This window comes from Pseudomonas sp. PDM13, assembly GCF_025685765.1.
Lineage (GTDB): Bacteria > Pseudomonadota > Gammaproteobacteria > Pseudomonadales > Pseudomonadaceae > Metapseudomonas > Metapseudomonas solani.
In genome coordinates this window covers 110,259-127,985 of the sequence record NZ_JAOTQU010000007.1, presented here as the reverse complement: position 1 = coordinate 127,985, position 17,727 = coordinate 110,259, and the positions used below count along the sequence as shown (strand labels likewise).

The 17,727-nt window shown below is 68.1% G+C and carries 14 protein-coding genes; 6 read left to right on the top strand and 8 right to left on the bottom strand.

The window, feature by feature from the left end; translation table 11 throughout:
- The first annotated feature begins 247 nt into the window (after positions 1–247).
- Positions 248–2,101: a sensor domain-containing diguanylate cyclase gene (locus OEJ36_RS10015; protein WP_263401394.1), complete on the top strand. Its 1,854-nt coding sequence runs from the start codon at positions 248–250 to the stop codon at positions 2,099–2,101.
- A 21-nt stretch (positions 2,102–2,122) separates the two neighbouring features.
- Here the strand turns inward: OEJ36_RS10015 and OEJ36_RS10010 are convergent, their stop codons facing one another.
- Complete coding sequence (locus tag OEJ36_RS10010) at positions 2,123–3,010, bottom strand: LysR substrate-binding domain-containing protein (RefSeq protein WP_021220262.1); 888 nt, start codon at positions 3,008–3,010, stop codon at positions 2,123–2,125.
- Between the two features lie 102 nt (positions 3,011–3,112).
- Between OEJ36_RS10010 and OEJ36_RS10005 the strand changes: the two genes are divergently transcribed.
- The gene (locus tag OEJ36_RS10005) at positions 3,113–4,093 is read left to right on the top strand and encodes a DMT family transporter (RefSeq protein ID WP_263401393.1); all 981 of its coding nucleotides are present in this window, start codon (positions 3,113–3,115) and stop codon (positions 4,091–4,093) included.
- A 9-nt stretch (positions 4,094–4,102) separates the two neighbouring features.
- Here OEJ36_RS10005 and OEJ36_RS10000 read toward each other — a convergent pair whose 3' ends face one another.
- Positions 4,103–4,507: a RidA family protein gene (locus tag OEJ36_RS10000; RefSeq protein WP_184489876.1), complete on the bottom strand. Its 405-nt coding sequence runs from the start codon at positions 4,505–4,507 to the stop codon at positions 4,103–4,105.
- A gap of 141 nt (positions 4,508–4,648) precedes the next feature.
- Here OEJ36_RS10000 and OEJ36_RS09995 point away from each other — a divergent pair, with 141 nt between their 5' ends.
- Positions 4,649–5,575, top strand: a complete 927-nt coding sequence (locus OEJ36_RS09995) for a LysR family transcriptional regulator (protein ID WP_043244586.1) — start codon at positions 4,649–4,651, stop codon at positions 5,573–5,575.
- 49 nt (positions 5,576–5,624) lie between these two features.
- On the opposite strand, the gene OEJ36_RS09990 is transcribed toward OEJ36_RS09995, so the two are convergent.
- Positions 5,625–7,661 carry a TonB-dependent receptor gene (locus OEJ36_RS09990; protein ID WP_263401392.1) on the bottom strand — a complete coding sequence of 679 codons (2,037 nt, stop codon included), beginning with the start codon at positions 7,659–7,661 and terminating at the stop codon, positions 5,625–5,627.
- A 420-nt stretch (positions 7,662–8,081) separates the two neighbouring features.
- Between OEJ36_RS09990 and OEJ36_RS09985 the strand changes: the two genes are divergently transcribed.
- From OEJ36_RS09985 to OEJ36_RS09975, 3 genes are all read left to right on the top strand, one after another.
- A complete protein-coding gene (locus tag OEJ36_RS09985) occupies positions 8,082–9,221 on the top strand; it encodes a hypothetical protein (RefSeq protein ID WP_263401391.1) in 1,140 nt (379 codons plus the stop codon).
- Between the two features lie 211 nt (positions 9,222–9,432).
- On the top strand, positions 9,433–9,771 hold the full coding sequence (locus OEJ36_RS09980) for a hypothetical protein (RefSeq protein ID WP_263401390.1): 339 nt from the start codon (positions 9,433–9,435) through the stop codon (positions 9,769–9,771).
- 11 nt (positions 9,772–9,782) lie between these two features.
- A complete protein-coding gene (locus OEJ36_RS09975) occupies positions 9,783–10,007 on the top strand; it encodes a DUF2188 domain-containing protein (protein ID WP_021217713.1) in 225 nt (74 codons plus the stop codon).
- A gap of 80 nt (positions 10,008–10,087) precedes the next feature.
- Here the strand turns inward: OEJ36_RS09975 and OEJ36_RS09970 are convergent, their stop codons facing one another.
- The 5 genes from OEJ36_RS09970 to OEJ36_RS09950 all read right to left on the bottom strand — a co-directional run bounded on the left by OEJ36_RS09970 (position 10,088) and on the right by OEJ36_RS09950 (position 17,674).
- Entirely contained in the window at positions 10,088–11,002 is a 915-nt protein-coding gene (locus tag OEJ36_RS09970; RefSeq protein WP_263401389.1) for an alpha/beta hydrolase, read from the bottom strand.
- A 16-nt stretch (positions 11,003–11,018) separates the two neighbouring features.
- The gene (locus OEJ36_RS09965; protein WP_263401388.1) at positions 11,019–13,271 is read right to left on the bottom strand and encodes a TonB-dependent siderophore receptor; all 2,253 of its coding nucleotides are present in this window, start codon (positions 13,269–13,271) and stop codon (positions 11,019–11,021) included.
- Positions 13,272–13,988: 717 nt separating this feature from the next.
- Positions 13,989–15,326, bottom strand: a complete 1,338-nt coding sequence (locus OEJ36_RS09960; protein ID WP_263401387.1) for a sensor histidine kinase — start codon at positions 15,324–15,326, stop codon at positions 13,989–13,991.
- Complete coding sequence (locus OEJ36_RS09955) at positions 15,326–16,048, bottom strand: response regulator transcription factor (RefSeq protein ID WP_317891570.1); 723 nt, start codon at positions 16,046–16,048, stop codon at positions 15,326–15,328. Before OEJ36_RS09955 ends, OEJ36_RS09960 begins: the two co-directional genes overlap by 1 nt.
- A gap of 57 nt (positions 16,049–16,105) precedes the next feature.
- Positions 16,106–17,674 carry a sensor domain-containing diguanylate cyclase gene (locus tag OEJ36_RS09950; protein ID WP_263401386.1) on the bottom strand — a complete coding sequence of 523 codons (1,569 nt, stop codon included), beginning with the start codon at positions 17,672–17,674 and terminating at the stop codon, positions 16,106–16,108.
- Positions 17,675–17,727 lie beyond the last annotated feature (53 nt).

The window sequence follows — 17,727 nt, the reverse complement described above, 5'->3', positions numbered from 1 at the left end:
TTCTCCGTTCCAGGGAGCCAGGCAAGGTGGTTCTGCCAGCGAACATACAGGCTCGGGGCCAGGCGGCGCGCCCCAGTGATCCCGCGCTGAGACCCCGTGCACATTCGCTGAGGGGAGGCGGCACCGGCCCGGTGCTCGCCGGGTTCGAGGGTTGTCTTGTAGACTTCCGCACCGTCACGGTGCGACGGCCTGCGTTCGATGCGGCCGCCATCCGTGGCTCCCCTGGGCTCTGCTGGTACCCGGCCGCATGCATGCCATCCGCCTTTCCCGTCAGCTGTTTTCCTGGCTTCTGCTTACCCTGACCCTGCTGGCGTTGCCGGCTGGCGCAGGCGAGCGGGTGGTCGATGCCGCGGCAGTGGACAAGGCCGCGCTGTCCCTGACCCCCTACGTGTCGCTGCTGGAAGACCCGGAGCAGTCCTTCACCCTGGCCGATGTACAGGCCCCCGCGATGGCGGCGCGTTTCCAGGGTGACCAGCCGCCCGGCAATGCCCTGGCGCTGGGCTTCACTCGCTCGGCCTTCTGGCTGCGCCTGGTGCTGCACAATCCCGGTGATACGCCGTTGCGGCGCATGCTGGTGGTGGAGAACCCGCGTATCTCCCATGTCGAGGCGCATATCCCGGATGCCCAGGGCGTCTACCACGCCACCGCCACCGGTTGCGACGTGGCGCCCTCGAGCAAGGCGTACGCCAACCGCAACTTCGTCTTCCCGCTGCTGCTGCCTGCGCATTCCGAGCAGGTGATCTACCTGCGCGTGGCGTCCAGCGTGGGGCTGCTGGTGCCGTTGCAGCTGTGGCCGGTGGAGGCCTTCCACGCCTACGAGCGCGACGACTACGTGAGCAAGGTCTGGTACTTCGGCATCGCCACAGCCATGGTGCTGTTCAACCTCATGCTGTTCGTGGCGCTGCGCGATCGGGTGTACCTGCTCTACGTGGCCTTCGTTTCCTGCACCGCCTTCACCCTGGCGATCAAGAACGGCCTAGCGCCGGATGGCTCCATCGCCGGGCTGCCGCTGAATTCCAACGTCGCCTATTACTCGGGTGTGTCCCTGGCCCTGAGCGCGATGCTGCTGTTCACCCGGCGCATGCTGCGCACCGACCAGTTGATGCCGAGGGTGGATCGGCTGCTGCTGGCGATGGTCGCCCTCTACCTGGTGACGCCGCTGCTCTACGCCATCGCCTTGCCGCTGTTCTCGCGCCTGGCGGTGTACTTCAACCTGGCCACAGCCGTGGTGGTGCTGGGCGTGGCCCTGGCCGGGGCGATCAAGCGCCAGCGCAGCGCCTGGTTCTTCCTCGCGGCCTTCGCCCTGCTGATGCTCGGTGGCGCCATGACCACGCTGCGGGCCATGGGCCTGATGCCCACCAATATGTTCACGGTGGACGGCATCCAGCTGGGTTCGGCCATGGAGATGATCGTGCTGGCCTTCGCCCTGGCCGACCGCTTCAACGTGATGCGCCGCGACAAGGCACGGGTGCAGGAGGAACTGCTGCAGGCCCAGCAGATGCTGGTGGAGACGCTGCAGGGCTCCGAGCGCGAGCTGGAGCTGCGCGTGGCCCAGCGCACCGATGAGCTGCAGGAGCTCAACAGCAAGCTGGAGACCCTGAGCCTGACCGACGCCCTGACCGGCATCGCCAACCGCCGCCACTTCGACGAGGTGCTGCAGCAGGAATGGCACCGCGCCCAGCGCACGGCCGAGCCCCTGGCGCTGGCGATTCTCGATGTCGACTGGTTCAAGCGCTACAACGACCACTATGGCCACCCGGCGGGCGACGCCTGCCTGCAACGCATCGCCCAGGTGCTGGCCAGCACCGTCAGCCGTTCCAGTGACCTGGTGGCGCGTTATGGTGGCGAGGAGTTCGTCTTCCTCGTGCCCATGACCGATGCGGCCGGCGCCCAGGGCATCGCCCAGCGCCTGGTGCAGGCCATCGAGGAGCTGGCCTTGCCCCATGAGCTTTCCACCTTCGGCCGCGTCACCGTCAGTATCGGCGTTGCCGCCATGGTGCCGGGGCAGGGCGAGGCCGCCGAAACCCTGCTGCAACGCGCCGACGCGGCGCTCTACGAGGCGAAGAAGGCCGGACGCAATCGCGTCGGGCGCTTCATCTAGGGCGCGCCTTCTGCGGGCCTGCTAGGCGGGCGTGGCCAGGTGGGCGAGCAGCTGCCGTGCATGGGATGACAGCGCCTCCTGGCCCTTGATGCACAAGCGCAACTCCCGTGTCGCCCAGGTGTTCTCCAGGCTGACGATGGCCACCGGCAGTTCCTGCGCCAGGCGTGTGGCGCCCGCTTCGGGGAGCATGGCGATGCCGGCGCGCTGGGCCACCAGTTGGGCGATGGCGTCGAAGCTGGGTGCACGCACCCGCACCTTCAGCGGCACGGCGTAGTTCAGCGCCATCTCCTCGATGAAGCGCTGCATGGCGCGTTCCGGCGGCAGGCAGACGAAGGCGAAGCCCAGGGCCTCGCGCATGTGCGCCTGGCGGCGGCCGGCCAGCGGGTGGTCCTGGGGCACCAGCAGCACCAGGCGGTCGTCGCGGAACGGCATGGAGACCAGCCCACCGGTGGGCAGGTTGCCGTCATAGACGCCGATGTCGAATTCGCCGGCCTGCACGCCACGCAGCACGTCGCGGCTGTTCAGTTCGGTGAGCTGCAGGTCCACTTCCGGGTAGTCGGCGAGGAAGGGCCCCAGGGTAGCGGGCAGGAAAGTGCTGTTGGCCACGGTGCTGGCCGCCAGGCGCAGGGTGATGCGGCGCTGGCCGGCGAGCTCCTGCAGGGTGTCCTTGAGCTTCTGCGCCTCGTGCAGCACGCCGTGACAGCCTTCCAGCACCAGCCGCCCCGTGGGTGTCAGGCTCATGCCGTCGGCCTTGCGCACGAACAGGGCCAGCCCGCAACGTTCCTCGAACTGGCGCAGCCGCGTACTGGCCGCCGATACGGCCACGGGGAAGGTGGCGGCGGCCTTGCTCAGGCTGCCGGTGGCGGCGATGGCGGTGAGCAGGCGCAGGTCGGCGAGGTCGAAGTGCAAGGGCGTTCTCCTTTGAAGAAGGGGCCGTTCGGTAAAAAGCGATTCTAGCGCTGGCGCCTTCGCTTCAGAATAACGGTAGCCACCTTGCAAACCGGATACCTGATGAACGCCTTGCTCTCCCTCTATAAACGCAGCGCCGCCAACGGCAGCCTCTTCGCCGTGCTCTCGGCCGCCGGCTTCAGCCTCAAGGCGATCTTCGTGAAGCTGTCCTATGCGGCTGCACCCGTGGATGCTGTGACCCTCCTGGCGATGCGCATGGGCCTGGCGTTGCCCCTGTTCGCCTGGTTGCTGTGGCTGAGCCGCGGCACCGGTGAGGTGGCCTTGTCCGGCCGCGACTGGTTTCGCGTGCTGCTGCTGGGGATGTTCGGCTACTACCTGTCCAGCCTGTTCGACTTCTACGGGTTGGAATACATCAGCGCCGGCCTGGAGCGGCTGATCCTGTTCACCTACCCGACGCTGGTGCTGGTGTTCCAGGCGCTGATCTTCCGTGAGCGGCCGAGCGGGCGCACCTTGCTCGCCATGGGCCTGTGCTACCTGGGGCTCGGGGTCGCGCTGATGCACGACATCGGCAGCACCGACATGGGCACGCAGGTGATGATCGGCGCCGCCTGGGTGTTCGCCAGTGCGGTGACCTATGCGCTCTATTACCTGGGCACCGGCGTGATGGTGAAACGCATCGGCTCCATGCGCCTGGCCGGCCTGGCCGGGGGCGCCTCGGCGCTGATGGTGCTGGCGCACTACGGCGTGGCGGCCGACTTCACCCAACTGGCGACGCTGCCGGCTTCGGTATGGTTGTACACCGCGCTGATGGCGCTGCTCTCCACCGTGCTGCCGATCTACTGGATGGCGTTGGCGATCCAGCGCCTGGGCACCACCCACACCGCGGCCGTGGGCAACCTGGGGCCGGTGCTGACCATCCTGGCGTCCTGGGCGTTGCTGAACGAGGCCATCTCGGCCTACCAGCTGGTCGGGCTGGTGCTGGTGCTGTTCGGCGTGTCGCGGCTCAAGGCGGCGCCGCCCAAGGCCGTGGCGGCCGAGGAGGCAGCGCCGGCCCGCAACCCCGTGGGTTCCGGGCCGGCCTGAGGCGGAGGATCAGCGGGGGTCGCCCTGGGGCAACCGGGCGATCACCTTGATCTCGAAGTCGAAGCCATAGAGCCAGGTCACGCCCACGGCGGTCAGCGTCGGGTGCGGCGCGGCGCCCCAGAACTCCGGCACCACCTCCCAGATGGCTTCGAACTTCGCCTGCGGGTCGACCATGAACACGGTGACGTCGACCACGTCGTCGAAGCTGCAGCCGGCCTCGCCGAGGATCGCGTTGAGGTTGGTGAAGGCCTGGCGCACCTGGGCCTTGAGGTCCGGCTCGGGGGAGCCGTCGGGGTTGCTGCCCACCTGCCCGGAGACGAACAGGAAGCCATTGGAACGGATGGCCGGCGAGTAGCGGTTGCGCTCGTAGAGCGCCTGGCGGCCGGGCGGGAAAACGACGTCGCGCTGGGTCATGCGGTACCTCCAAGGTGGGTCGATGGGACCCGGGATCAACGATGGAGGCGACTGTAGGAGCTTGCGCGGGGGCGATAAACGCGCAAGCTTGTCCTTCACTGTTTGTGAATCCCAAACAATCCGCTGGAATCTGGAGCGCCGATGGACCGTTTCGATGCGATGCAGGCCTTCGCCCGGGTGGTGGAGGCCGGCAGCTTCACCCGCGCCGCCGACACCTTGCACATGAGCAAGACCAGCGTCACCCAGCTGGTGCAGCAACTGGAGGCGCGCCTGCGGGTGAAGCTGCTCAACCGCACCACGCGGCGGGTGGCGCTGACCGCCGATGGCGCCGCCTATTACGAGCGGGTGGTGCGCCTGCTGGCCGATATGGACGACGCCGAGACCAGCCTTTCCAGTGCCTCCGCTTCGCCCCGGGGCCGCCTGCGGGTGGACGTGCCCAGCCCGCTGGCGAGCATGATCCTGGTGCCGGCGCTGCCCGAGTTCCATGCGCGGCACCCGGACATCCAGATCGACATGGGTGTGAGCGACCGCATCGTCGATGTGATCGGCGAGAACGTCGATTGCGTGGTGCGCGGCGGCGAGCTGCGTGACCAATCGCTGATGGCGCGGCGGGTCGGTGACCTGCGCCTGGGCGTGTACGCGGCGCCGGATTACCTCGCGCGCCTCGGCGTGCCGGCGCACCCGCGCGAGCTGGAGGATTCGCCCCACCGCATCGTCGGTTTTCTCTGGGCACGCACCGGCAAGCCGGTGCCCTACGCCATGCGCAAGGGCAATGAGGAACTCCGCGTGAACGGCCGCTACGTGCTGGCGGTGGATGACGGCAATGCCTACCTCGCCGCCGGGCTGGCGGGCCTGGGTGTGCTCTGGCTGCCGGAATACATGGCCCTTGCCAGCCGGGCCAGCGGCGCGCTGGTGCCCTTGTTCGAGGACTGGCGCCTGGACCCGATGCCGATGTACGTGGCCTTCCCGCCGAACCGGCACATCAGCGCCAAGCTGCGAGTGTTCATCGACTGGGTCGCCGAGTTGATGGAGCGCCACGCGCCGGTGATGACCCACCCGGGCGCATGACGCGATGAAGGCATGACGACGGGGCCGCAACGACCCCGTCGCCCGTGGGTCAGAACGCGACCCGTACCCCGGCCTCGACGCTGCGGCCGGCCGCCGGCACCTCGTCCCGCAGGATCGAGCTGGCGTAGCGCACGGTCTGGTCGTTGAGGTTGTCGCCCTTGAGGAACACCAGCCACTCGCTTTCCGCCAGGTCGAAGCGGTAGCCGAGGCTGGCGTTGAGGGTGGTGTAGCCGTCGGTGCCGCGCTCCTCGTCCGGGACCCGGCGCTGGGCGCTGGCGTGCTCGACGCCGACGCTGGCCTGCCAGCTCTGGTAGTTCCACAGCAGGGCGCTGTTCAGGCGCAGGGGCGAGATGCGCGGCAGCGGTTCGCCGGTCTCCTTGTTCTTGGCGCGGGTGTAGTCGGCGGAGCTCTGCAGGGCGAACTCGCCGTACGGGGTTTGCGCCAGGCGCCAGTGGTCCTGCGCCTCGACGCCCCAGAAGTCGGCCTTCACGCCGCTGTAGAGGTATTCCGGCAGGGCATCGTCGTCGCTCGGAGCGACTTCCTGGCCGTCTTCGTCCAGGTAGCGGCCGCTGCCCAGCAAGCCGATGTAGTTGGAGAAGCGGCTGTAGAACACGCCGACGCTGCCCTTGTGGGTGCCGTCGTCGAAGCGCAGGGCCAGGTCGGTGGACCAGGACTTCTCCTTCTCCGCATCCGCATCGCCCACCTCGTAGGTGCCGGTGGCGGCGTGGGGACCGTTGGCGTAGAGCTCGTAGAAGGTCGGCGCGCGCTCGGTGTAGCTGAGGGTGCCGGCCAGGGACCAGATATCGGTGAGGCGGTAGATGGAGCCGAACGACAGGCTGCCGGCGGTGAAGCTGTGGCTGTCGTCGGCGCCTTCGAAGCGCTCGTTGCCGGCGGCGTCCGGGCGCAGGCGGGTGTGTTCCAGGCGCCCGCCGAGGGTGAGCTCCAGGCGCTCGGTGGCCTGCCAGCTTTCCAGGGCGAAGAGGGCGCCGCTGTCGGTGTCGGTCTGCGGCACGAAGGCTTCTTCGCCCAGGGCCTCGAAGCGGCTCTTGGCCACCTGCACGCCGACCACGCCTTCCAGCGGGCCGATGGGCGCGTGACGGGCTTCGAGGCGGGCTTCGTAGCCGTCGTTCTTGAAGGTGGTACCGACTTCGCCGTCCTCGATCTCGCGGTGCTCGTAGGTGGTGTGGCCGAAGTCCAGCTTCAGCGAGCTGAAGGGACCTTCCAGGTCGCGGATCTCCGAGGCCATGGCGTAGTGGCGCTGCTCCATGTCGATGCGCACGGCGTCTTCGGCGGGCGAGCCGTAGTTGCTGTCGTACTCGTCGTAGGAGAGGCCGACGTAGCCGTGATCCCAGTGGTAGGCACCGCCCACCGCGCCGCCGTCCTGGCGGCCGTCGCTGTTGTTGACGCGGTGCTTGCTGTCGTCGCCGTCCTGGGCGCGCTGGTCGCGGGAGCGGGCATGGCCGGGGATGCGCGTGTCGTTGAACTGCCGTGAGTTGGCGTCCAGGTGCAGGGCGAAGTTGCCGTCGCCGGCCTCCAGCTTGCCGGCTGCGCTGCGGGTGGTGTCGGCGCCGCCGTAGCGCAGCTCGCCGCCACCGTGCAGGCCGTCCACCGCCTCGCTGGGGATGCGGTTGTCGAAGGTGTTGACCACGCCGCCCACGGCGCTGCCGCCGTACAGCAGCGCCGCCGGGCCGCGTACCACTTCGATGCGCTCGGCGTTGGCCGCGTCATAGGGCACGGCGTGGTCGTAGGAGAGCGAGGAGGCGTCCAGCGCGCCGACGCCATTGCGCAGGATGCGGATACGGTCGCCGTCGAAGCCGCGGATCACCGGGCGGCTGGCGGCCGGGCCGAAATAGGTGGAGGAGACGCCGGGCAGGCCGTTGAGGGTTTCACCCAGCTGCGCGGCGCTGCGCAGGCTCAGCTCGTCGCCTTCCACCACGCTGGTGGGCGAGGCGAGGGCTTCGCTTTTCAGCGGGTTGGCGGTGATCACCTGCTGCTCGAGGAGGATGGGCTGGGCGGCGAGGGCGTGCTGCGCCATCAGCAAGGCAGCGGCGATGGGGGTGTGGAGGCGGAGGAAGCGAGCGGACATCGGAGGCGGTTCCTGTGGGGTTGAATTGTAATGTTACAACATAACAATTTCTGCGCCACAGTTTTATAAGCCCGGTGTAGAGCGCTCCGTGGGGGTTGGAGGTTTTGCGTGGTCGGATATAACGCCCGTTGCGCTTATGCGGAACGCGGCCCCGCAAGGGTGGCCGGCTGATCTACGCTGCTCAGGCTGGCGAATGCTTTCGACGTTCTTTCGATCCCCGTACTCGGCAGGAATGAGCCTGTCCGCAACCTGCGGCAGCGCTCGTCTTCGTTTCTTTCCGCCGTGCCCGGTCGCCGTTCGAGTCGTATTTCCCCCCATGCCCCGCGATGCGCAAGGAGTGCTCCCCCGCGGGGGAGTCGTGCGCCGCTGGATGGCACGGGAGTCGCCGGCTCCCATCCCATCTCATGCAAGGAAAGCGTCATGACCACATTCAACGAGGCCGCTTCGGCCGGTTACAAAAGCCTGCTGAACCTCTACCAGCCGGAGGTCTTCCCGGGGAACTTCTGGTTCGCCGGCAACACGCTGCATTGCTGCCTCGACTATCTCGTCAATTCGAAGCAGCACGACAACGGCGGGATCCTGCGCAAGGCCTATGGCATCTACCAGGACCTGAACGCCAGGGTCGACTGGTGGGTGGACGACTACGGCTGGTGGGGAAACGCATTCCTCATCGCCTTGTACAACTGGGAAGCGCTGGGCTACCAAGCCCCCAGTGACGATCAACTGCGAGAGGACATCATCAGCGCCACGAAGCACTGCTGGGACAAGCTCGCCGGGCATTGGTCAGATGACAGCTACAACGAGGGCGGTGAGGATCATGCGGCGGGCAGTGCGCCTATCAGGGGTGGCACGTTCAACCTCAAGGACCCCGATCAGTCCATGTCGGGTCGCAATACCGTCACCAACCTGGGGTTCCTGCTGCTCTCCCGGGGCCTGGCCCAGTTGAACCCGAACGACCCCGACGCGCCAAAGTATGCGGAGATGGCGACGGCAGAATTTCAGTGGTTCGACAAGTGGCTCGGTATTCCCGGGTCGCTGCGGACCGCGCAGGACCTGGTGCTGGAGCGGCCTCGTGGGAATGCGGCCAACCCTGAGTGGCATTGGACCGGCGACCAGGGGCAATTCGTCCTGGGGATGGGGTCGGGGAGTGAGGTTTCCCACAAGGTAGCGGCCGCCGTGCTGAAGCGGATGATCGACAACGACGGCATCCTCCACGAATACGAGATCAGTGGCGCGCTCGAAGGCTTCATTGCCGACTATGCCACCGGGAAGGGCGTCTTCATGCGCTGCATGCAGGGCCTCTACGGTGCGTCGGGAGGCAGCGCGGTCTACAAGGATTTCGTCAGGAACAACGCTGCTTCCGTCTGGGCCACGGCCACCCAGGGCAGCGGTGGCGCTTGCCAGTTCAAGTTCAACTGGAGCCGCCGCCCGGGCGTCTGGGAGCCCGAGACCCTCTCTGGCAAGGACCCACAACTGTGCGACCTGATCCTGCAGACCGCCGGGCAGGACGCCCTGAACGCCGCGTTGGCCCCGGGGCTGGGGAACGAAACCGTCAAATGATGGCTGTGCCCCGGGCCGGTGGGCCCGGGGTTTTCCTGGCGGCCCCGGTGGCCAATGCAAAATGCCGAGGGCTGTACGGGGCGATCTTGCAGTTTGCAATTCGCCCCGTCACAGGTTTGTTGGGCAACTCGTTGTTTTAAAAGGGTCTTTACGAAAAGGCCGAGCTGGCATGTTGCGTGCTCCTTCTCTCGCTACAAGAAGGAGAACGCCCATGAATGTCTGTGTCAGAGAAATCATCGAAGCCTTTCCCGGCCGGGAAGTGTCCCTCACCACCCGCCCGGACGGTCGCCTGTCATTGACCATCGGCGGCGAGGCCCAGCCGGCCTTCCACCGGGTCATCGATTGCGAGAGCGTGCTGTCGCGGGCTCAGGTCGGCGGTCTGATCCGCGAGCTGGTGCACGATGTGCAGGCCAGCGGTGATCGTCAGCCGGGGCAGGGCGCCAGCTGGCTCGCCCGTGAACTGCCGGCTCACGACCTCGCTTCTCCCTTCGCCGCGCGGGCGCTCACAGCCCATGGCGATGACCCGCGCTCCACGCGCGCCTCCTGCTGAGGGCCCATGCCATGGAGCACTTCCTTATCGTCAAGGACCACCAGGAATGGGCGTGCCGCCGTTTCGGCAGCCTGGACAACCTGTTCAGCTCGGACAGCAAGGCGGACGTCATCTGCATGGCCGCCGCCCAGGTCGGGCACCTGCAATCGTCGGTGAAGATCCACGGCGAGGACGGTTCGCTGGAAGAGGAACGGATCTACCCGCTGCTCAGTGGCGATCCGCTGCGGTATCTCTGACGCGCGATAAACGCGAGGCCCAACGCCTGATCACCCGGTAGCACCGGGCAGCGTTGGGCCTCGCTGCGCTCGGCGCCAACCTACGGGGTGTGGTCGCTGAAGCGCTCGCGCAGCAGATAGCGCAGGGATTCGCCCAGGGCTTCGCCGTGGCTCAGGCCTTCGAAGGACTGGAAGCGGGCGTCGAGGCCGGGGACCCGGGCGAGGTCGTCCACCAGTTCGGTGGCGGCGCGTTCCGGGTAGGGCTCGGCGGTGCCGCGCGGGTTGGCGGGTTCCGCACTGCCGCGCATCAACAGCAGGCGCGCCGGGTGGCCGGCGATGCGCTGCTCCAGCCCCGGGCGTTCACCGAGGATGACGCCATCCCCCCACCAGAGCGACGGGCTGGCGGCGGCGAACTGGCTGAACTGCTGGGGCCGGGTGAACAGCGCATGCAGGACCAGCAGGCCGCCATAGGAGTGGCCCCAGAGCGTTTGCCGGGTGGCATCGAAAGGCGCTTGCGCGGCCACGGCCGGGCGCATCTTCTCCTGCAGCAGGTCGAGGAAGGCATCGGCGCCACCGCTGGGCTGGCCGGTGAGCGGGTCGCGCTGGCCGGGCTTGTCGGGCTGCGGGGGCGTGTAGTCCAGGGTGCGGGCGTTGCGCTCGATGCGTTGCGGGGTCTGGTAGCCGATGGCGACCAGCAGCGGCGCATCGCCCTTGGCCAGGTCCTGCAGCAGGGGCGCGTCGAGCACACCGAAGGCGGCGTTGCCGTCGAGCATCCACACCACCGGGTAGCCGCCGGCCGGGGCCGGGCTTTTGGGCTTGGCGATCCACAGCTGGTAGTGGCGCTGGCCGTCCTCGGAGTCGAGCTTCAGGCTGCTGAAGGCGTAGGGCAGGTCCTGGCGCTGCAGCAGGCGAGTATCCATCAGGGCGTTGGGGTCGGGTCGCGCCTGGGGCGCGACTCCGGGGAGTGCCACTGCCAGGGCGAACGCCAGGGCAGGGGTGAAGCGGGGCAGTCTCATCAGGCGGTCTCGACGGTCAGAACGAGGCGGTAATGCTGGTGTAGAGGGTGCGGCCGGGCTCGTTGTAGGTGGCGGCGCCGGCACCGTCGATGTTGTTCACGCCCTGGGCGTTGCCTTCGCGGTACAGGCGCTTGTCCAGCAGGTTGTCGACGCCCGCGGTGAAGCTGAGGTTCTCGCTCAGGTCGTAGGTGCCGCTCAGGCCCAGCAGCGCATAGGGCGAGAGCTGGTTGTTGGCGTTCCCGGTGACGCGGTTGCCTTGATAGCCGTATTTCTTCGGCTTCTGCTTGCCGTACCAGGCGACGCTGGCCTGGAAGGACAGCTCTTCGCGGGCCTGCCAGTCGAGCATGGAGTTGAGGGTGTAGGCCGGGGTGACGGAGAGGGTGTCGCCGGTTTCCTTGTTCTTCGACTGCAGCATCCAGGTGAGGTTGTTGGTCCAGGTCAGCTGCTCGGCCAGCGGCAGGGTGAGGTTGCCTTCGATACCTTCCACCAGCGCTTTGGGCACGTTCTCCCACTGGAAGATGCGGGCGTTGGAGTAGTCCACGCCGTTGACCACCTGGCCACCGGTGGCGCTGCCGATGGAGGCCATGCCGGACTCAATCTTGTTCTTGTAGTCGTTGCGGAAGTAGGTCAGGCCGGCGACCAGGCCATCCTGCTTGTACTCGATGCCCAGTTCCTTGTTGACGCTGGTTTCGGCGTCGAGGTTTTCGTTGCCACGCAGGTAGCAACTGGTGGTCTGGCCGTAGCAACCCTGGCCACGGCTGTAGAGCAGGTAGTCGGAGTTGAGCTGGTACAGGTTCGGCGCCTTGTAGGCGCGGGCGATGCCGGCCTTCAGGGTCAGGGTGTCGGTGAGCGCGTGGGACAGGTTGAGCGACGGGCTCCAGTTGTTGCCGACGATGTCGTGGTGGTCGAAGCGCAGGCCCGGGGTGAGCATGGTGCCGGGGGCCAGTTCGATGTTGTCTTCGGCGAACAGCGAGAAGATCTGCGCCTCGGAGGTGGTGTCGCGGCCGCTGTTGGTGAGGCCGCCGATGGCGCCGCCTTCGGTGGTGGTCTGGGTGTTGGAGCTCGGGTCGTCCAGCTGCTGGCGGGTCCATTCGCTGCCCAGGGTCAGGGTCTGCGGGCGGCCGGCATCCAGGGGCAGGTTGAGCTCGCCGTGGGCGGTGAGGTTGCGCAGGGTCGCGGTGTAGTAGCCGCTGTTGGCGAAGATGCCTTCGGTGCCGCCGGCCAGGCCTTCGTTGATGCGGTTGTTGCGGGTCTTCTCGTACTGCAGGTAGGCCAGGGAGCTGCCGAAGTCCCAGTCGCCACGGTGGGTGAGGGCGTAGGTCTCGCGGAAGGTGCGGTTGGTCTCGTGGCCGAGCATCCTCTTCACGGTGGCGTTGCTGTTGGTGTTCTGGGTGTCGCCGGTGTAGAGGTTGCCCTGGCGGCTGAAGCCGGTTTCCAGCTCCAGGGTCTGCTCGGGGGTGAAGTTCCAGCTGAGCAGGCCGTTGACGTCCTTGTTGCGTACGCCTTCGCGGCCGGCGGGCAGGGTGCCGACCTGGTTGCCGGTACGGGTGGATTCGTGGCCGGCGTTGATGTCCCAGTCGTCCGACTCGGTCTTGGCGACGTTGCCGTAGACGCGGTAGCTGAGGGTGTCGGTGAGCGGGCCGTTGAGGCCGAAGCTCAGGCGCTGGCTGGCGCCTTCGTCCTTGTGGGTGGGGAAGGAGGTGTAGACGGTGGCGTTGCCGTGGGTCTTGGCGCCGGCCTTCTTGGTGATGATATTGACCACGCCGCCTGCCGCGCCGTTGCCGTAGCGCGCGGCCGCCGGGCCACGGATGACCTCGATGCGCTCGACCTGGTCGGCCGGTACCCAGTTGGTGTCGCCACGGCTGTCACGCTCGCCGCGCCAGCCGTAGCGCACGGCGTTGCGGCTGCTCACCGGCTTGCCGTCCACCAGGATGAGGGTGTTCTCCGGGCCCATGCCACGGATGTCGATCTGGCGGTTGTTGCCGCGCTGGCCGCTGGTGGAGTTACCGGTGAGGTTCACGCCCGGCATGGTGCGGATGATCTGCGACAGGTCGTTGGCCGGCGGGCGCTTCTTGATGTCTTCGGCGGTGATCACCGAAACCCCTGGCGCCTGCTTGGTCTCTTCCTCGGCGGTGGCGATGACGTTCTGGGCTTCCAGCTCGATGCCGGGGGCGCTGGCGTCGACATTGGCCGCGTGCACGGCGAACGACAGCAGGCAGCTGGACAGCAGCAGGAAGGGGATGGCGGTGGAAGACGGGCGAGGCGACATGGACGATCTCCGGTAATGCCTTGGGATGCGCGAAGATCACGAATGATATTAATTGTTATTTGAGAGTAAAGCGCATTAACTTTCTAAACACTTCGTGAGGGTCCGTGCCGGGGGATTCGCGAGCAGAGCTCGCTCCTACGGCGGGGTGCTGGGCCATTGCGTGATGCGGCCGGCAGCCCCGTAGCCTGGGCTTCAGCCCAGGGATTCCTGTATGGCGCCGCTCCCGGGCTGAAGCCCGGGCTACATGAGGGAGCATCGTGCTGCCGGCAGACTCAAGGTGTAGGGCGGGTGAAAGCCGCGATTGAGTCGTGCAGGGCGCCGGATGTGGGAGCGGTTTCAACCGCGAAAAAGCATCGCGAATGAATTCGCTCCTACAGGTCGGGCGTAGGGCCATTGCGTGATGCGGCTGGCAGCCCCGTAGCCTGGGCTTCAGCCCAGGGATTCCTGCACGGCACCGCTCCCGGGCTACATGAGGGAGCACCGTGCTGCCGGCAGCCACGAGGTGTAGGACGGGTGAAACCCGCGATTGAGTCGTGCGGGGCGCCGGGTGTGGGAGCGGTTTCAACCGCGAAAAAGCATCGCGAATGAATTCGCTCCTACAGGTCGAGCATAGGGCCATTGCGTCATGCGGCCGGCAGCACCGTAGCCTGGGCTTCAGCCCAGGGATTCCTGCATGGCGCCGCTCCCGGGCTGAAGCTTGGGCTACATGAGAAGGCATCACGCCACCGGCAGCCGCAGGTGCAGGCACAGGCCCGGGTGGGTGTTGCTGGCCCAGAGCTGGCCGCCTTGCAGTTCGATGGCGCGGCGGGCGATGGCCAGGCCCAGGCCGAAGCCTTCGCCGGTACCGCCTTCCAGGCGTTGGTAGGGGAGGAAGATGCGTTCCAGGTCTTCCTCGGCGACGCCGGGGCCCTGGTCGCGCAGGCGCAGGTGCCAGCAGTCGCCGTCGCGCTCGCCGTCGAGGCTCACCGTGCCGCCTTCGGGGGAGTGGCGGATGGCGTTGCGCAGCAGGTTCTCCAGGGCCTGGGCGAGGCTGTCGAGGTGCACCTGCACGCGGCAGTCGGCATCCAGGGCGCAGGGCAGGCGCGCGGCGTTCCAGCCGCTTTCGAAGCAGGCGTCCTCGCGCAGGGCTTCCCACACCGAGAGCACCTGCACCGGTTCGGTGGGCAGCTGCGGGCGCTCGGTGTCCATCCAGGCCAGGTCGAGGGTGTCTTCCAGCAGGCGCTGCATATCGGTGATTTCGCGGTCCAGGCGCTGGCGCAGCTGCTCGGGCGGCAGCTCGCTGTCGTGGGCGATGCGCAGCCGCGCCAGCGGGGTGCGCATCTCGTGGGACAGGGTACGCAGCAGCAGGCGTTGCTGGCCCAGGCTCAGGCGCAGGCGCTCGGCCATGTGCTCCAGGGCTTCGGCCAGCTCGCCCAGCTCGTCGCGGCGGTCGGCCAGGGGCGTGCCCAGGGGCGCGGTGTCCAGTTCGTCGGCGCGCAGGGCATCGGCACGGTCGCGCAGGCGGTTCAGCGGCACCACGAGGTGGCGGTAGATCAGCAGCCCGAGCAGGGCCGCCAGCAGCGTCGGCACCACGCCGTGGGTGAAGAGGTGGGTCCAGGGCGTGAGGCCGCTGGGCAGCAGGCGCTCGGGCAGCTGGAGCACCAGGCGGCCATTCTCCGGGTGCTCGGGGAATTCGATGCTGACGTAGGGCAGCTCGTCCTGCAGGCGCCGGCTCATGGGCCAGTCGAGCTTGCGCATGAAGGTCAGGTGGCTGGATTCCTCCGCGTTCAGCGGCGTGCCGTCGAGGCTTTCCAGGCGCGGGCCGAGCACCGCCACCCAGGTGTCTTCGCGGCTGGCCAGGTCCTGGCGGAAGCGCGCCACGCCGGCCGCGCCTTCGTTCTCCCAGGCCCGCTCGGCCTGCAGCGCGTACTGGGCCAGGTAGTCGCGGTCGGCCGGGGCGAGGAAGTAGGTGCTGCGCTCCACCGACAGGCCCCAGGTGTAGATGAGCCAGGTGAGCAGCAGGCAGAAGCCGACCTGCAGAAGCGCCAGCTTCCACAGCAGGGGATGGCGGCGCATCAGGAGCGGTCCGTCTCGACCAGCAGGTAACCCTGGCCGCGCACGGCCTGGATCTGCAGGGTATGCAGGCCGATATCGGCGAGCTTGCGGCGCAGGTTGCAGACGTGCACGTCGAGCCCGCGATCGAGCCGCGTGTAGGCGCGGTGCAGCACGCTCTGGTAGAGGAAGGGCTTGCTCAGGGCCTCGCCCGGGTGCGCCTGCAGGGTGGCCAGCAGGCGGTACTCGGAAGGCGTCAGCCCGGCGCTGCGGCCCTGGTGCTGGACGTCCTGGGCCTGATCGTCGAAATGCAGCGGGGTGTCTGCGCGTTGCACCGGCTGGCGGCGGTCGAGGCGCACGCGGCGCAACAGGGCATCGGTGCGCGCGTCCAGCTCGGCGAGGCTGAAGGGCTTGGGCAGGTAGTCGTCGGCACCCCGGGTGAAGCCGGTGATGCGGTCCTGCTCGGCGCCCAGCGCCGACATCAGCATCACCGGGGTGTCCTGGCGGCTGCGCAGGGCTTCCAGCAGCTGCAGGCCGTCGAGGCCGGGCAGCATGATGTCCAGCAGCACCAGGTCGAAGTGGCCGTTCTCGGCTGCATCCAGGCCCAGGGTGCCGGTGCTGCAGGTGGTGACGGCGAAGCCGCGCTGGCGGAAGTGTGCGTCCAGGTCCTCGCGCAGCCGGGGGTCGTCTTCGACCAGCAGCAGGCGGGGGGAGGAGGCGGGGAGTTCGATTTGAGAATATTTCACATTTGGAAATATCTCATTCCCTGGGGGTTCCTGACAATCGCGCGATGGTCGCAGGGGCTACCGCTCGGCGGACTCGACCACCACCTGGTTACGGCCCTGGCGCTTGGCCCGGTACATCATCTCGTCGGCCTGCTTGAAGGTGGCCTCGAGGCTGCGCCCGCCGGGCACCCAGTCGGCGACGCCGAGGGAGATGGTCACCTGGCCCACGCCTTCGGTGCGCGCGTCTTCCACCGATTGGCGCAGGCGTTCGCCGACTTCGGCCGCCTCCGCCAGGGTGGTGCCGGGCAGCAGCAGGAGGAATTCCTCGCCGCCCACGCGGCAGGGCAGGTCGCGGTCCCGCGAGCAGGCGCGCATCACGGCGGCGACCACCTTCAGCGCGCGGTCGCCGGCGTCGTGGCCGAAGCGGTCGTTGACCTGCTTGAAGTGGTCGATGTCCAGCGCCACCACCGCCAGGTTGCGCGCGCCGGCTTCGATGGCCACCAGGGCGTCTTCCATGGCCCGACGGTTGAGCAGGCCGGTGAGCGGGTCGGTCTGGGCCGCGTGGTTGAGCCGACCGAGCTTCTCCTGCACCAGGCCGATGCCGGTGAGCAGCGCCTGCTTGATGTGCGCGGCCTCGAAGTACCAGGCGCTGACCGCCGCGAGGTGCTCCGGGCTGCCCGGTTCGCCCATCTGCCGCGCGCTGCCGGCGAGCAGGCGCAGCGGGCGGGCGATCAGTTGTGCCACCCACCAGAGCACCGCGAAACCCAGCAGGGCCATGGGCATCGCCGCCATCAGCACCTGGTGCACCAGCCCGTCCAGCGCGGCCAGGGTCGCCTTGCGCGGTTGCTGGGACACCACGCCCCAGCCGGTGCCGGGGACGCTGGCATAGCCGGAGAGCATCTCCACGCCTTTCGAGTTCACGTAGGCCAGGGTGCCGCTGCCCCCGGCCAGCACGGCGTCGTCCACGGCACTGGCACCGACCCGCTGGCCCACCCGCTCGGGCTGGGGGTGGTAGAGCAACAGGCGGCTGGCGTCGATCAGGTAGACGTAGGCGTCCTGGTGGAAGTGATGGCCGATCAGCCCGTGCAGCAGGTTGTCCTTGCGCATGTAGATGGCGCCGCCGACCAGGCCCAGGTACTGGTCGGTGGCGCCGAGCACCGGCTGGGAGATGAACACCACCAGGCGGCCGCTGACGGCGTTGAACGGGGCGCTGATCAGCGGGGCGCGGGCGCGCAGGGCTTCGTCGATGGCGGGGGAGCGGCCGCTGCCGTCCACCTGTGGCGCATCCGGCGTGGACACCAGCACGGTGCCATCGGCGGCGACCACGGTGATGGCGTTGAAGCCGGCGTCCTGCAGGTCGAGCCGGCGGGCTTCTGCGACCAGGGTCTGCGGGTCGCCGAAGTGCTGGCCCAGTTGCGTGGCGCTGTAGGCCAGTTGCTGCTGGGCCGCCTGCAATTGGGTGCCGATGCTGCTGGCCATCTTCGCCGCATAGGCACGGTTGTTTTCCAGGGCGGTTTCCAGCAGCGCGGCCTTCTGCACCCGGTAGGCGGCGTACAGGCCGTTGGCCAGGGTGGCGATGCAGGCGAGCAGGGTGAGCAGCAGGATCAGGTGGCGCAGCCGGGTCATGGGGACATGCCGGGTGTTCATCGTCAGCGACTCTCCCTTGGCGCCTGGCGGGTGTGCCCCCGGCGCGGCTGCCG